Origin of the sequence: Paenibacillus radicibacter, assembly GCF_024721995.1 — a bacterium.
GTDB lineage: Bacteria > Bacillota > Bacilli > Paenibacillales > NBRC-103111 > Paenibacillus_AM > Paenibacillus_AM radicibacter.
The window spans coordinates 1-15,092 of sequence record NZ_JANQBC010000009.1 but is presented as its reverse complement, the minus strand read 5'-3'; the positions used below and the strand labels follow the sequence as shown (position 1 = coordinate 15,092).

Annotated in this window: 14 protein-coding genes; 12 read left to right on the top strand and 2 right to left on the bottom strand. The window is 40.4% G+C overall.

Annotated elements, in window-relative coordinates:
* Window positions 1-2: 2 nt before the first annotated feature.
* Window positions 3-3,530 (top strand): ABC transporter ATP-binding protein, encoded by a 3,528-nt coding sequence (locus NV379_RS16370; RefSeq protein WP_258208410.1) that lies wholly within the window; start codon window positions 3-5, stop codon window positions 3,528-3,530.
* Between the two features lie 69 nt (window positions 3,531-3,599).
* Here NV379_RS16370 and NV379_RS16365 read toward each other — a convergent pair whose 3' ends face one another.
* Window positions 3,600-3,824 (bottom strand): DUF6199 family natural product biosynthesis protein, encoded by a 225-nt coding sequence (locus NV379_RS16365; protein ID WP_258208409.1) that lies wholly within the window; start codon window positions 3,822-3,824, stop codon window positions 3,600-3,602.
* Between the two features lie 328 nt (window positions 3,825-4,152).
* Between NV379_RS16365 and NV379_RS16360 the strand changes: the two genes are divergently transcribed.
* The 9 genes from NV379_RS16360 to NV379_RS16320 all read left to right on the top strand — a co-directional run bounded on the left by NV379_RS16360 (window position 4,153) and on the right by NV379_RS16320 (window position 12,745).
* On the top strand, window positions 4,153-4,947 hold the full coding sequence (locus NV379_RS16360; protein ID WP_258208408.1) for a MerR family transcriptional regulator: 795 nt from the start codon (window positions 4,153-4,155) through the stop codon (window positions 4,945-4,947).
* 78 nt (window positions 4,948-5,025) lie between these two features.
* Entirely contained in the window at window positions 5,026-5,835 is an 810-nt protein-coding gene (locus NV379_RS16355; RefSeq protein WP_373426122.1) for a CPBP family intramembrane glutamic endopeptidase, read from the top strand.
* 200 nt (window positions 5,836-6,035) lie between these two features.
* Entirely contained in the window at window positions 6,036-6,584 is a 549-nt protein-coding gene (locus NV379_RS16350) for an RNA polymerase sigma factor (protein WP_258208406.1), read from the top strand.
* Entirely contained in the window at window positions 6,571-7,872 is a 1,302-nt protein-coding gene (locus tag NV379_RS16345) for a DUF4179 domain-containing protein (protein WP_258208405.1), read from the top strand. The genes NV379_RS16350 and NV379_RS16345 overlap by 14 nt, the downstream gene beginning before the upstream one ends.
* Before the next feature lie 274 nt (window positions 7,873-8,146).
* Window positions 8,147-8,476: an ArsR/SmtB family transcription factor gene (locus tag NV379_RS16340; protein WP_258208404.1), complete on the top strand. Its 330-nt coding sequence runs from the start codon at window positions 8,147-8,149 to the stop codon at window positions 8,474-8,476.
* Window positions 8,473-8,892 (top strand): SRPBCC family protein, encoded by a 420-nt coding sequence (locus NV379_RS16335; protein WP_258208403.1) that lies wholly within the window; start codon window positions 8,473-8,475, stop codon window positions 8,890-8,892. Before NV379_RS16340 ends, NV379_RS16335 begins: the two co-directional genes overlap by 4 nt.
* A gap of 129 nt (window positions 8,893-9,021) precedes the next feature.
* On the top strand, window positions 9,022-11,277 hold the full coding sequence (locus NV379_RS16330; protein ID WP_258208402.1) for an ATP-binding cassette domain-containing protein: 2,256 nt from the start codon (window positions 9,022-9,024) through the stop codon (window positions 11,275-11,277).
* Window positions 11,278-11,368: 91 nt separating this feature from the next.
* Complete coding sequence (locus NV379_RS16325; protein ID WP_258208401.1) at window positions 11,369-11,965, top strand: YdeI/OmpD-associated family protein; 597 nt, start codon at window positions 11,369-11,371, stop codon at window positions 11,963-11,965.
* Window positions 11,966-12,079: 114 nt separating this feature from the next.
* Window positions 12,080-12,745 carry a hypothetical protein gene (locus tag NV379_RS16320; RefSeq protein ID WP_258208400.1) on the top strand — a complete coding sequence of 222 codons (666 nt, stop codon included), beginning with the start codon at window positions 12,080-12,082 and terminating at the stop codon, window positions 12,743-12,745.
* A 69-nt stretch (window positions 12,746-12,814) separates the two neighbouring features.
* Here NV379_RS16320 and NV379_RS16315 read toward each other — a convergent pair whose 3' ends face one another.
* A complete protein-coding gene (locus NV379_RS16315; RefSeq protein WP_258208399.1) occupies window positions 12,815-13,420 on the bottom strand; it encodes a hypothetical protein in 606 nt (201 codons plus the stop codon).
* 255 nt (window positions 13,421-13,675) lie between these two features.
* On the opposite strand from NV379_RS16315, the gene NV379_RS16310 reads away from it, so the two are divergent.
* Window positions 13,676-14,575, top strand: a complete 900-nt coding sequence (locus tag NV379_RS16310) for a hypothetical protein (RefSeq protein ID WP_258208398.1) — start codon at window positions 13,676-13,678, stop codon at window positions 14,573-14,575.
* A 14-nt stretch (window positions 14,576-14,589) separates the two neighbouring features.
* Window positions 14,590-14,784 (top strand): hypothetical protein, encoded by a 195-nt coding sequence (locus NV379_RS16305; RefSeq protein ID WP_258208397.1) that lies wholly within the window; start codon window positions 14,590-14,592, stop codon window positions 14,782-14,784.
* Window positions 14,785-15,092 lie beyond the last annotated feature (308 nt).

Here is a 15,092-nt window from a genome sequence, read left to right as displayed (position 1 = left end):
GATTGACATCCGGTAACTTGATCAGCGATCCAACACAATTGCTTATCCTAGCAGGAATTGCACTTCTTGCAATCACGTTCAAAGGTCTGCTAACTGCGCTTTCGACGAATTGGACGCACCGTGTTGCCTACGATGTGGTATATGAGGTTCGAATGGCTTTAGCAGATAAGCTTGCTAAGCTACCGCTCGGCTATTATGACCGTACGGATAGCGGCAAGATAAAGCACACGCTGAACGAAGATGTGGAGCAGCTGGAGGAAGGTATTGCACATTTAATTCCGGATATTACTTCAAGCATGGCCTTGCCAATCCTTTCCTTTGCGATCATGTTCTCGATGGATTGGCGGATGGGACTTGCTGTACTTACTTTTGTCTTGATAACGGTTGTCGGATACGTACTCGTGATGGGTTATTTGAAACCGCTTCAAGCTGGTTATGGAAAGGCAGGAGCAGCGGTTAGCAGTGCCATCCTTAACTATGTATACGGCATGAAAGTCATACGCGCCTTCTCCCGAACAGAGTTAGCATTTGATACCTTTTCGAAAGCAGTTCGCGAGTTTTCAGAGACGACTTCTCACATCGAGAGCAAGGGAATGCCAGCCAAGACGATTGCAGTCCTCCTCTCTAGGACAATCCTGCTAATCATAGTCCCTTCGGGAATTTGGTTATACTCGCAAGAGGGAATTACGATTCCTGTACTTATCTTTTTTATCCTCATGTCACTAGGAGTAGGGGCTGCTTTATTCAAAATGCTTCGTTCGAGCGGTATGACCGCTTTCCGGTTGGCAGCATCGCTTAAAAATGTCAGTAAGTTGCTAGAGGAGCAGGAAATGTTGCAGACTGATCATCCGAAGACACCTAGAGATGCGACTATCCGATTTCAGGATGTGACCTTTGCCTACAACAAGCAAGCCGTACTGAGCAATGTATCACTCGAAATTCCAGCAGGAACGATGACGGCGTTGGTCGGTCCATCAGGAGCTGGTAAGACAACCATTGCTCGCTTATTGCCTCGTTTCTGGGATACGGACAGTGGTAGCGTAACGATTGGCGGTATTGATGTTGGTGAGATGAGCGAAGAGCAGTTAATGTCTCTTGTGTCGTTCGTATTTCAGGATGCTTACTTGTTCCAAGGAACGATTATGGAGAATATCAGATTCGGGAAGCCTTCTGCTACTGATAAAGAGGTCATCGATGCAGCCCATCGAGCTGGCTGTCATACGTTCATTGAACAATTGCCCCAAGGCTATCATACTGCAGTAGGGGAAGGTGGTATTGCACTCAGCGGTGGTCAGCGGCAGCGCATCAGTCTCGTTCGTGCCATTCTAAAAGATGCTCCAATCATCGTGCTCGATGAGGCGACATCACTTGTCGATCCTGAGAATGAAGCCCGTATTCAAGATGCACTGGCGGGGCTGCTTCATCCAACCTCTGGAAACCCCAAAACAATTCTTGCAATTGCTCATCGACTGGGTAGTGTGGTTAATGCCGATCAAATTGCAGTTATTGATGAGGGATGCGTTGCAGCAGTTGGTATACATGGTGAACTACAGAAGAGCAGTGAACTGTATCGTCGCTTGTGGGAGGCATATGAGGCAGGAACGGAAGATTTGGAAATCGATCAGGCAGTTTCTTGTCCTGCAGTCGAAACAGCAACCACGTCAGTAAATATAACTTCACATCCACATACGGACGAGCCATTGGCTACAAGTTCACAATCTTTCATCAAACAAGGTTTAAGCACGAAAGAGGCGGACGATCCACACATGCGTTTGGCTGAAATGTCCGAATTTAGACAGTCATTACTGTTAGCAGGTGAGCAAGGAAAGCGTCTTCGTGGTGCGCTCGTGTTTTCATTTTTCGAGAACATATTTACAGCTCTTGGATCAATTTCAGTGGCAGCTGTATTGTATTATTTGCTTGCTGGTCAGCTTGAAGGAGCTTGGCGTGCAGTGGGCTTTATGGCATTGATGTTTGCCGGTCAGGCATTTTTCTATTATCTAACTAACAAATGGTCATTTCCGTTGTTCGGTCATTTTTTAACACATATTCGTCTGTATTTAGGCGATAGGCTGAGTAAAGTACCATATGGCTTTTTCCTGCAAAAGGATGCTTCCGTCTTGGAATCTCGTGTCAAGACAGATGCGGGTAATTATATCTACGTGCCCTCAATCGTTATCGGTTTGATTAAGGCGTGCGTTATTCCGCCATTGATTCTGATTGCGATGTTCTGGATGGATTGGAGACTTGCATTAGTTTCATTAGTAGGCATTCCGCTTAGCGTCCTATCAGCATGGCTTGCGGAGCGGAAGTTGAAAGAAGTCATGCAGAAGTTGTCGATCGCAAGGCAGGCTGCCAATAGCCGAATATTGGAGTATATTCGCGGAATAGCCGTCATTCGTTCTTTCGGACTTACTGGGAGTCGGATGCAAAGCTATGAAGAGACGATTCGTAAGTACAGAGATGCTAGTATTGAAATTAATCGAGGACTAACGCCATATACAGCTGTTTATAACATAGCTTTTGAAGTAGGCTTGGCGCTAGTTTTGATCGTCGGTGGATTATTTGTGGGGCAAGGAACGCTTGAGCCAGCAAGTTTCATGGTGCTACTTGTACTCGCGATTTGCTTCTATGAGCCGATACCACTGATGGATTATGCGTTATTTAAAAGGATGTTCGCTACAGCCGTACACCATATGAACGATATTATCCAAGTCGAAGACATGCCAATCTTGCAGTCAGAACGTCGTCCGATACAAGATGCTCATATAACATTCCACAATGTAACCTTCGGCTACGGAGATAAACCTGTGCTAAACAATCTGAATCTTGTTATACCTGAGAAAGGGACGACAGCATTAGTGGGACCTTCAGGTGGTGGGAAGACGACGATGTTGCATCTGATCGCCCGCTTCTGGGATGTGCAGCAAGGCGTGGTAACGATTGGTGGTGCGGATGTGCGTGGGATGAACTCCGATGAATTGATGAAGCAGCTTGCTTTTGTATTCCAAGATGTATATCTGTTCAATGATTCGATCGCGAACAATATTAGATTCGGCAACCCAGAGGCTAGTATAGAGCAGGTGGAGTACGCAGCTCGTAAAGCACGCTGTCACGATTTTATTATTAAGCTACCTGATGGGTACGATACAATGGTAGGAGAAGGTGGTGGAACGCTATCTGGCGGCCAGCGTCAGCGCATTTCCATTGCGCGAGCCATCCTTAAAGATGCACCGATAATTTTACTAGATGAAGCAACGGCTAGCGTTGATCCTGACAATGAACGGTACATTCAAGAAGCATTCGAAGAGCTTGCCCGTGATAAGACAGTTGTTATTATCGCACACCGACTTCATACCGTTCGTCGTGCTGACCATATCGTCGTAATCGACAACGGAAGCGTCGCACAGTCTGGCACACATAAAGAGTTGCTAGCAAGCGGAGGCATTTACCGTCATTTCTGGGAAGAGCGCAGAAGAGCTCAGAGGTGGACACTGCGTAAACCGTTAGAGGAAGTAGTAAAAGCATAATGATATCATTGAAAGCCGGCTTGCATAAGAGCCGGTTTTTGTTATGTTATTATTTTATCGAGAGGAAGATCAAAGAATTGAAATAATTCCAAATAGAAAAATCAACGTAATGACTACTAGCGATACTACACATGCAATTCTCGTATACCGCAAATAACCTTCCGAATATTCAGGCTCTACATCATATTTCCATCTACTTCCGAAAAGTAAAAACTCAAGAGGGTCAATAATTCCCCAAATCAATAGAGCAAACAGTGGTAACATAATGATGAATAGAACAATAAGTCCAGCCATAACATTCCCCTTTTCAAGTCAAGAGATTATATCCCATTTTCCAAAAAGAGTAAATCCTGCTGCTTGAATCGTAGGCGTTAAGACTGCCATTACCCGACCATAAGAAGTCTCAAGTGTCATCACTCTGCGGCTTTCATCCAAATTAGGATTGATGGTGAGTGTGAATGTATGGTCAGTATAAAGGTATAGTTAATATTGACCATGACTATGGTGAGACTACCAAATCATGATATTTTCCAATAAAATATAAAGAAATCACAGAACTGCTGTGCAAAACTACAATTAACAGTCTTGCATTATTTCGTGCCCTAAAGGGAGGATAATACATATGTACACAATTGGACAAGTAGCCAAGTTCTTAGGCATGTCTAGAGATACGTTGAAATTCTATGAAGATAAGGGACTCGTAAGGCCGAAACACAATGATGAGAACGGGTATAGAACCTACAATCGACATGATATTTATGACATCACAACGATCAATTTTTATAGAGAAATAGATATTGAGATTAAGAAGATTCAAGAGATTCGTAACAACAAAAGCATAGCAGAATTACAATCTCTATTAGAAGAGAAAGAACAAGACGTACTTGCGGAAATCGAATACCAGAAGCTTCTTCTTACTAAACTGCAGAGTGTGAAAGAAGACTGCCAGAAGATTGAACAATTCTTAGGAAAATTCACGATCAAAGAGATGAAACCCATTGAGATCAAGGGTGAACTCGAGCACTACACAGCATACGATGAGTATGAAACGCTTAGTAAACATACAGACAATCTAAAAAAAGCAATTACCCTCACATCACTAAGGAGAATTATCCAATTCAATGATCAAGGTATGATCGGAGATCAATTTGTCATTGTCAAGAAGGTTGATGATCTAGATCAAAAGACAGAAGGTGAGATTCGTTCCCATCCAAGATGTATGTACACAGTTATTGAAGATGGTAGATGGTCAACAGGTGGGAAGAATACAGACAACAAGGTGGAATCTAGTATTAAACAAGCCGCTCAGGACAATGGTTATGAATTATTGGGATTGGTGTATATCAATCTTCTACTTGCAACGTATGAAGAGGGGCTTGAGCGTGTATTCTTAGAAGTGTATGTGCCTATCAAGTAAATAATCCGTATTGACCTGGGTCTTACTCCTAGGTTTACACTCATTTTATAAAAACTAATAAGATGAGGAATGTGGATGATGGAGAAGAAATTAAAGAAACCAATTGTAAGTTTTATTGTATTAACCAATCTCATATTCTGGCCGCTATTCTTGCTCGTTGGATTAACCGCCATGTTGGAGCTGCCTAAGATTGTGTTTGATCTGATATTAGGTATTTCAGCTTGGTCATCAACCTTTGCGTTTATGATTCTTTTCCGGAGAATTTATCCAGAGCAGAACTTTATTGCATATGTAAAAAGCAGATTCAAAGAACGACTTCAATTCTCGAAAGTAGCTGTGATTGTTAGCATCCAAGTATGTATAGCGGTAGTAGTTATCATAATCATGTTTATGAAAAATGATGCTTTAAGCCCAAGCATCACGATTTCATCCCTTGGAATGCTTGTTTATTATTTTATAAAAACATTAGTATCTGGACCGTTTGGTGAAGAATTAGGTTGGAGAGGGTTTGCACTGAATGAACTCCAGAAGAGATATTCAGCATTGCGCTCAGCAGTAATCATAGGTTTCTGGTGGGGGATGTGGCATGCTCCAATCTGGTTCACAACAGGGTTCACAGGCGCTCATCTGCTTCAATATATTGTGTTCTTTATGATTGCGATTATAGCTACGACGATCATCATGACCACATTTTATAATCTAAATAAGAATTTGTGGGTTCCTATTATCGTTCATTTCCTGTTTAACTTCAGTATCGGAATTAGGAACGGTGATATTCTTGAGTTTATTATGTACTATGCATGTTTGTATTCGATTGTAGCGATTATTCTTATCCTGATAAATCCGAAGAAAGTGTTGTATGGACGGGAGCAACATAAGAAACAGTAGCGGCTTGAAATGATTGACTGAGTCGGGCTTTAACTTACATTCTAAGATTCATTTAGGGAAAGATAAATAGAGTGATCCGGATTCCTGAGCGTAATGGGGTCCGGATTTTTTTGTGTTATTAATACTATTACATATTTATTTGTTTGAAAATGAACTTTTTGCACGCCTCGTTACTCTTAGAGAAAAGGAGAGGTGAAGAAATGAAGTTAGCAAGGCAAGTGAAGAAAGCCAAAAAAGGGGACAAGGAGGCTTTGCTGCAGCTCATCATGGCGGAGAAGGATGCGTATTATCGGCTAGCCTATTCGTATATGAAGAATGAAGCAGATGCCATGGATGCACTGGAGGACATGATCGTTAAGCTCTATGAGAAGATTGAGCAATTAAAGAAAGTGGAGTCCTTCTATTCCTGGAGCAAGACGATTCTGGTTAATCAGTGTATCCAGATGTTGAAGAAGAACAACAAAGTGATCACGCTAGGAGATGGCCTGCACGAAGCAAGTGAGCAAGTTGGTCAGACAGGCACGGCTGATTATCGTCAAGTGGAGGATCAGATGGATTTAGAAGATCTCATGATTCATCTAAATGATGAGCAGCGGGAGGCGATTATTCTGAAGTATTACCGCGACTTGGACTATGGGACTATTGCGGATATGACGAACACTTCGATTGGAACAGTGAAATCAAGGATTTTTAATGGGATTAAGAAAATGAGACAGATTCATGGGAGGAACGACAATGAATTACACTGAGAAACCCTTAAATGATGCAGAATTAAGCGGGATTAAGGCACCAGAAGATATGGAAGCGAGACTTAGAAAAGCGCTAGAATCAGCACCAGTTCGGAAAGTAAAGAAATCAGTATTCAATACCAAATGGAAATTTGCAGCGGCTATTATCGCTTTATCGTTATTTGTTGGGAATAATTATCATGCCCTCGCTTATTACAGCAAGACATTGCTTGGTTTTGACAAGGTATTAACCAGCACACTCAGTCAGCTTAACAATCAGGGAAGAGGACAAGTACTCAATGAACAGGTCAAGCTTATGGATGGGACAGTGCTTACGATTAATGGACTTATGTCAGATGAGAATCAATTACTACTGTTTTACACGCTGAACAATGCTAATGGTATTCCTGAACTTGATTCTAATATTTTCGCACCTGTCCAAATGAAAGGATTTCGAACGAATTCTTCCCCAGGTATAGGTGGGGCAAGTCCGTCCAAGGATGGAACAGAGGTTAAAGGATACATTTCTTTTGAACCAGTAAGCCCTCTTGCGAAGAAGTTAACACTCTCATACTGGGAGGGTATACCAGGAACAGACCATAGACAATTAAGTGAAATTGTACTTCCCTATCATCCGGATGAAGCGCTGACAACGATATTTAAGCAACCTATGGATCAGTCGATTACTGTAGACGACAATACTCTTGTTTTTAAATCGATCACAGCGACTCCAACGATGACGTTTATACAAGGTGAGGTGCAGGTTGAATCAACCAAACAACTCGATCAAGCAGCCAGAGTGTTAGATGGATTGCAATTGGTTTCTAATGATATAACTTGTGAAAAAAGGAAAGGTGGATTAACACGTATAGAAGATGGGAGATATGAATTCATTTTTCAGTATGGTCCGTTAACAGATAAGCTTCAATCGTTACAGCTTATTCTGAAAGAATATCAAGACTTTCATGAATCCAGTATGCGTATCCCTCTAACCGATATAAACAAACAGCTATTTATTGAAGACAAGCCGGTTAAAATAGCTAAAGTCGAACAAGTGGATAAAGAGACTGAAGTGACAATTGAAACAGAATCGCTGGTTAGACTTGAAGGAATTAAACTTGTGAATAAATCAGATTCTATGTCTTGGGTAACATCAGGACCAGCAACTTATCATACCGCAGCGGATGGAACCACTCGGATGAACGTGACATTTGTATTTCCAAATAGAGAAGGATGGGATTATTTACAGATTAAAGGGTTCAGTTACCCGAAACATTTAGGCTACAAATCAGATATCCCGATCAAATAATTGAAGTATAAAGAGCCTCAACCACTTGTTGGTTGAGGCTCTTTTGTTTAATTAACATGTTATAAGTCGAGAGATGTTAAGAGCATCGCAATAATATTTTCAAAAAATAAAATCTCGAATTGACATGTCACCAAATGGTGTCGTATAATCAAATTGACACTGAATGGTGTCTTATTAAAATTATCTTCGCGTTGCTAAACCTCAGAAGAACAACATCTTATGGGGGAACTGATCCAACGGGTATCCATGATAATTTCATTTAGGAGAGGGTGTTGTGAGCGATATCAACCATACACGAGATGTGTATGACGCAATTGCAGATCCAACAAGGCGTAGGTTGATCCGTATGCTGGCAGAGGCTAAGGAATTACCGCTGCATGAGTTAACGGCACAATTTGATATGGGCCGTACGGCAGTATCCAAACATTTGACAATACTTAAAGAAGCAGGGCTCATAAATAGCAGAAAAGTCGGAAGAGAAACGTTATTTAGCTTAAATGCCGCTCCACTTAGGGAAGTTCAGGATTGGATATCGTTCTACAGCCAGTTCTGGAGTATGAATTTAAGACGATTAGGCGATCTATTAGAGGAGGAAGAAGAATGAGTTTAACATTGAATTTGGATTATCAGTATAATGCATCAATCGAAAAGGTATGGTCTGCTTTAACGGATTCAAGTAAGCTTGCGAAGTGGGTATTCAATATCCAGACTGGTGTAGCAATGGAGAATGATTTTAAAGCGGAAGTTGGGCATCGATTCCAATTCCGTACAGAGCCTTCGCAGTGGTGGAATGGCATCATTGAAGGTGAAGTACTAATTGTGGATGAACCTCACAAGTTGTCTTATACATGGGAAGGTGGAGAGAAGCATACCGTCACTTGGACACTTCAAGTATTAGAGGATGGTAAGGTCAATCTTCATCTGGAACAGACGGGAATCTCGAACGAGCCAGCACTTAATGGGGCTAAATACGGATGGGGTGCATGGTTTGGTAAAATTGAAGAGGTGTTGGAGCAATAACTTCGTGCTAGCAGTACTTGGTATGAACGACTTCATATAAGCTGGCTGCATTTGGATTGCAGCTGGTTTATGTCACATATGGTTGGTTGTTATTCAATAGTAATTCTTATACTTGGAAGGATGTAGTTAATGAGTCAATCTAATCAAGAGTATATCGTTATAACGGGAGCGAGAGAGAACAATCTTAAGAACGTATCCTTACGTATTCCAAAGCGGAAGATCTCGATTTTCACAGGGGTATCGGGATCAGGCAAGTCATCGATCGTGTTTGACACCATTGCTTCTGAATCCCAGCGTTTATTGAATGAAAACTTCAGCACGTTCGTCCGCAATTTCCTGCCGCGGTTTCCGCAGCCAGATGCAGACTCAATTGAGAATTTGAGCATGGCGGTTGTCGTCGACCAGAAGAGATTAGGCGGTGGTTCCCATTCCACAATGGGTACGATTACAGATATTTCCCCGATTCTTCGTCTTCTCTTCTCACGTGTAGGTCAGCCGCATGTTGGTTCTGCAAGTATGTTCTCGTTTAACGATCCTCAAGGGATGTGCTCAGATTGTAATGGGCTTGGACGTAGACTCAGCGTGGACATGGGCAAGGCAGTGGATATGTCAAAGTCACTCAATGAAAGCGCGATTATGCTACCAGGCTATGGATTTGGCGATTGGGAAATGAACTTGTTGATGCAATCCGGATCATTCGATGCCGATAAGAAGCTTAGTGATTATTCCGAAGAGGAACTTGATCTATTGCTCTATGGCAAAGCAAGAAAAGTGCAGATGGATTTCGCAGGAAAGGCGACGAACATTACTGTTGAAGGTGCGATTGAGAAGTTCTCGAACAAATATATCAAGCAGGATGTCAAAGCGAAGTCCGAGCGAACACAGAAAACAGTTGCACCATTCATTTCGGAGGGCTCTTGTTCTAGTTGTCGAGGAGCAAGACTCAATCAGGCTGCGCTTAATTGTAAAATCAATGGATACAACATTGCACAACTTTCCTCCATGGAAGTTGGCCAACTTATTCGCATTATAAAGGAAATTACAGATCCCGTTGCCGGACCAGTCGTGAAGTCATTGACTGAGCGTCTACAGTATCTAGCCGATATCGGACTTGATTATTTAACGTTAGATCGTGAGACAGATACATTGTCAGGCGGTGAGTCGCAGCGTATGAAGATGGTGAAACATCTTAGCGGTAGTCTAGTCGATGTTACTTATATCTTCGACGAGCCAAGCGTTGGCTTGCATCCGCGTGATGTACATCGTCTTAATGAATTGCTTGTGAAGCTGCGCGACAAGGGTAATACCGTAATTGTAGTTGAACATGATCCAGACGTCATTAAAGTCGCAGATCATATTGTTGACGTAGGGCCCTTTGCAGGAAGCCGCGGTGGTAACGTGGTATTTGAAGGAAGCTATGATGGCCTTCTTCAATCAGATACACTGACAGGCAACTATATGAAACGTCCTCTTAAGCTAAAAGATGATTGCAGACAATCAACAGGTAAGTTGTCCATTCATCATGCAACACTTCACAACTTGCAGAATGTGAGTGTCGATGTTCCAACAGGCGTGTTAACGGTGGTTACAGGTGTCGCAGGATCGGGTAAGAGTACACTAATTAATGATATATTCCTGAGCGAACACTCGGATGCAATTGTTATTGACCAGTCCGCAGTCGGAGTATCCTCGCGATCGAATCCTGCTACTTATACTGGAATCATGGATGATGTGCGCAAAGCATTTGCTACAGCAAATAAGGTAAACCAAGGTCTCTTCAGCTTCAACTCCAAAGGAGCTTGTGAGAACTGTCAAGGTTTGGGTGTCGTGTACGTAGACCTTTCCTATCTGGACAGTGTGAAGTTGCCATGTGAAGTATGCGAAGGTAGACGCTTTAAGGAAGAAGTTCTTGCCTATAAGCTTAATGGAAAGTCAATTGCAGAAGTGCTGGAGATGACCGTGGAGCAGGCTCTAGAATTTTTCGAGCTTAAAGAGGTAGTACGTAAACTTCAAGCGATGAGTGATGTGGGGCTTAACTATATTACACTCGGTCAGCCACTTAGCACATTATCTGGTGGGGAATGCCAACGTATCAAGCTGGCAAGTGAGTTGCACAAGAAAGGCAGTATCTATGTGATGGATGAGCCGACTACTGGACTTCATATGTCAGATATCGGTCACTTACTTGAGATCATGAATCGATTAGTTGACGCAGGCAATACCGTGATCGTCATTGAGCACAATATTGATGTCATCAGCCAGGCGGATTGGATTATTGATATGGGTCCAGACGGGGGCAGCAGAGGTGGTCAAGTGGTGTTTGAAGGTACGCCTTCACAGATCATCCATGCGGAGCAGTCGATTACAGGGAAGTATTTGAAGTAAACGTAAATTAAACTTATGTATGTAAAAAGAGGGCTGTCGTTCATATCGGCAGTCATTAGCATAAGGAAATAAATAATAGAGGTGCTCCTACATGACAATGAGTAAATATAATCCCAAAGTCGATGGATTTTTACGTAAACAGAAGCAGTGGAAAGAAGCGTTTGAGAAACTTAGAGAAATCATTCTGGGCTGTGATGATCTGACCGAAGATGTGAAGTGGATGCATCCTTGTTACACGTTAGATGATAAGAACATCTTACTCATTCACGGATTTAAAGAATACTGTGCGATTCTGTTTCACAAAGGCGTCTTGTTAAAAGACCCTCATGGTATCCTCATCCAACAGACGGAGAATGTACAAGCCGCTCGTCAGATTCGATTTACCAATGCGAATCAGATTGATGAGATGGCAGACATTATTAAAGCATATATCCTTGAAGCAATTGAAGTTGAGAAATCGGGTCTGGAAGTTGAGTATAAGAAGAATGATGAATACACCATTCCAGAAGAACTTCAAAGCAAATTCAATCAAGATCTTAACTTGAAAACAGCCTTCGAATCACTAACTCCAGGTCGACAAAGACAATACCTGCTCTACTTCTCTCAAGCCAAACAAGCCAAGACTCGCATCTCCCGCATTGAAAAATGTGTACTGCCTATTCTAAGTGGCAAGGGATTGAATGATTAGTGGTTTGTCTCGATAATAGAAAAAGTGTTATATTGAATGCCGTTCTAGCGAGAAATTGTTGATACTAGAGCGGCTTTGCTATGTTGTGAATTCAGTGTTCATGGTAATATAGGATTGGATTATTTACCAAGGAAGGAGCTGGAGAGTATTCCTATATTTCTAGGATTTGTTAGCTTATTATTAGCAGTGTTCTTCTTCATAATGTTTATTATGAGTTATGCTTATTCTGATCCAGCTTTGGGATTTAGAAAAACGGGTTTAATACTTTTTCTATTATTTAGTTGTCTTACCTATCCTTTGCTAGCAGTTCTATGGCGCCCTAAGAAGGATGAGGATAATGAATTCGGAGTTATTGCAGGAGGATGGGGATATCATGTTCAAGGATTGCCTTTGTCTCCGAAAACAGAATGCATCTTGACCGTAACAGAGGACCAACTGACTATTGAAGGTGGAGGAACTGTCTTTCATCTAACACTTGAACAGATTCGATCAGTAGAATTAACAAATGAAATCGAGATTGAGCATGTGATGGATAGTTTTGAAACTAGTAGACCTATACCAATATTAACTTATAATCCCTATAAAATATCGAAGTCAAAGGTAAAGGTTAAAGAAATTAAGAACTACAACTTTTTCTTAGTGTTTCATTACACAAATAACGACGGCGAACTTGCATCTATATTGCTAGATGTAGGCGATAGGTTCATTCCGATAAATAGTTTCGTAACTAAATTAGAGCCGTTGTTGACAAACAATGAAACTGAAGTTGTTCATTTATAGTGTTGTACATAGCTTATTTAGTAGTAATATTTAGGGAAAATAAAAGCCGAGTCTAATGACTCGGTTTGTTTATTTTGGGATAGGTGTTTTGAAGAACTCTCTTAATTCTTCAAATTTAGAGTTTGCCTCTTTTTCCTTACCAGGAGTGAGTCCTAGACCAATTTTTTTATCTACTACTAGAACGATGATCTCCTTCATATTACCACTTTTGGAATCAGCTTGAATGAGAATAAAATGCTTTTGCCCAACATCATCACCAGCCATTGATTCAATTACTCTTGAATTAATATACATATTCTCAGCGGTTGGAATATTTAATGCTGCAATTTCGAAAATTGGTTTTACTTCCTTATGTACGTAGTCAGTTACAAACTTTGTTTTCTTTTTTGGATCTGTTTCGTTTAAAAACTCATTTACATAACTGAGTGCTAATTTTTCTTCTTCTTTTAGTTTTTTTCCAGTAGAAGCCTTGTTGTCCTTGGGAGCTTCTGTTGGTTGTGGTTTAGGGGGTTCTGCAGCTGGCTTAGGACTTTCTGCTAACGCTTTGGGAGCTTCTGTTGGTGATTTAGGTGTTTCAGTAGGTGTTGTGTTACCTGCAGTATCTGCCGTTTTTTGAGTGCTGCATCCAGCCAGTACAATCATGATGGCTGCTAATAGAACAAGCTTATTCTTCACTAGTATAAACGCTCCTTTGGTGTATTCATATTTTAATGATAAGACTGAAAGATAAAGAGATTTAATAGTATCATATATAGGGAATTATTTCTATTTAAATTGCACAGATTAAATGGATCTGTTGAGTTGTGATAATATAGCAGGAATACCGACAATGTTGGGGAATCTACGAAGTTCGTAAATACCAATGTATGGTATAATTATGCGAAGTACGTAAATAAGGAGTTATGTGCAATCATACAAAAGGAGAAGAGAATGAAGAAAATGAGCAAATCACTAAGAGCGTTCATAATAAAAAAGAGATTGAAAAATCCATTAATATTAAAAACACTTTACGTATTTATATCACTATTACTTCTAGCTGCTTTAATCGGTCTAATAATTTGTTTTTTGAGTATATCAAAATTCAGTATTTCGAATTTCCTTAATAATTCAGGAAGCGTAGCAATACTTGCATCACTACTCGGGGCTACTGTTGGTGGAATAATTACTTACTTCGTTACAATACAGTCATTAATTCAGAGTAACCACATTAAAAGTGCAATAATAAATAAGAAAACAATTTATGAACCATTGCTTATTGAATTTAAGAGTTTGATTAAAGATTTTTTAAATGATGAGGTTGTAAGAATATCATTTGACTCAACCTATAGACATTCAAATTTTGCTCAATTTGAAGTTTGGATAAGGATTAAAAATGATTCGAGATATTACCAAATGCCAAATTATCTAAGGGCATATTTATTATCCCTTGAGGAGAATATTACTTCTTATGTTGGACAAATAGAAGAAATTAAACAAAGTGCGTTTGATTTCCTAAAAACTCAGGTAGAAAATCTGGGCTATGAGATTACACAAAATGAAGTAGGGATTAAATCATTCTTCAATGTTGAAGACTTAATTAATACAAAAAAGGATTATTTGAGTACGGTTATTCTAAAGGATAAAATTGTTGGAATCCCAGATCTAACAGAAGAAGAGAAGCAGAGTATGAATGAAGCATTTAATAACTATTTGTATACAACTAACTCAATAAAGGATTATTTTAGAATAAAGGAGAAAGTTATCTCCTTACTTAATGAACTAGTAGAAATTCTTGAACTAATTATTATTACAATAACCAATAAATACGAGCGGAAAAGCAGTTTGTTTTGACAGGAGGATAAGAAATGTATGTTTCTAGTAGAGAAATAAAAGAAAAAATGACTCGAAAATTTGAATCGCAATATCCTGATCTTCTTCTTTATTTAGACAATCCTTATATTTCAGAATTGGTAGATGCGATATTGAATATTGTATCCCAAGAAATTAGTGAGATAAAAAATGAAGTGGTTTTAAAAAAAGATATAAACAGAGGATTTTAGTAAGCAGTATCAAGAAGTGTATGACTTCACATAACAGCGTATCTACGCAGCGTCGCTACGCTCCTTGGTCTGCCCGATGATTATTCGCGGAAGTAGAATCAGCAGACAACCCTGCACTGCCTAACTGCGCTACGGTCGTCGCTGTCACTCCCTTAAGGCAGTAAGGGTTCGTAGATACAAGAACGTTATCGGAAATATCCGAAAGTGCGTGAAAGAACAGATCAAATAAATAAGTACTCTAGGAGGTTACGTTATGTTTTTTCGAAGAAAGTTTTATATCGTCAATAATGACTTTATAGACATATTTA

Coding starts and splice junctions, on each gene's coding strand:
- NV379_RS16365 (WP_258208409.1), bottom strand. CDS start 3,824: ATGGCTGGACTTATTGTTCTATTCATCATTATGTTACCACTGTTTGCT.
- NV379_RS16360 (WP_258208408.1), top strand. CDS start 4,153: ATGTACACAATTGGACAAGTAGCCAAGTTCTTAGGCATGTCTAGAGAT.
- NV379_RS16355 (WP_373426122.1), top strand. CDS start 5,026: ATGGAGAAGAAATTAAAGAAACCAATTGTAAGTTTTATTGTATTAACC.
- NV379_RS16350 (WP_258208406.1), top strand. CDS start 6,036: ATGAAGTTAGCAAGGCAAGTGAAGAAAGCCAAAAAAGGGGACAAGGAG.
- NV379_RS16345 (WP_258208405.1), top strand. CDS start 6,571: ATGAATTACACTGAGAAACCCTTAAATGATGCAGAATTAAGCGGGATT.
- NV379_RS16335 (WP_258208403.1), top strand. CDS start 8,473: ATGAGTTTAACATTGAATTTGGATTATCAGTATAATGCATCAATCGAA.
- NV379_RS16330 (WP_258208402.1), top strand. CDS start 9,022: ATGAGTCAATCTAATCAAGAGTATATCGTTATAACGGGAGCGAGAGAG.
- NV379_RS16325 (WP_258208401.1), top strand. CDS start 11,369: ATGACAATGAGTAAATATAATCCCAAAGTCGATGGATTTTTACGTAAA.
- NV379_RS16310 (WP_258208398.1), top strand. CDS start 13,676: ATGAAGAAAATGAGCAAATCACTAAGAGCGTTCATAATAAAAAAGAGA.
- NV379_RS16305 (WP_258208397.1), top strand. CDS start 14,590: ATGTATGTTTCTAGTAGAGAAATAAAAGAAAAAATGACTCGAAAATTT.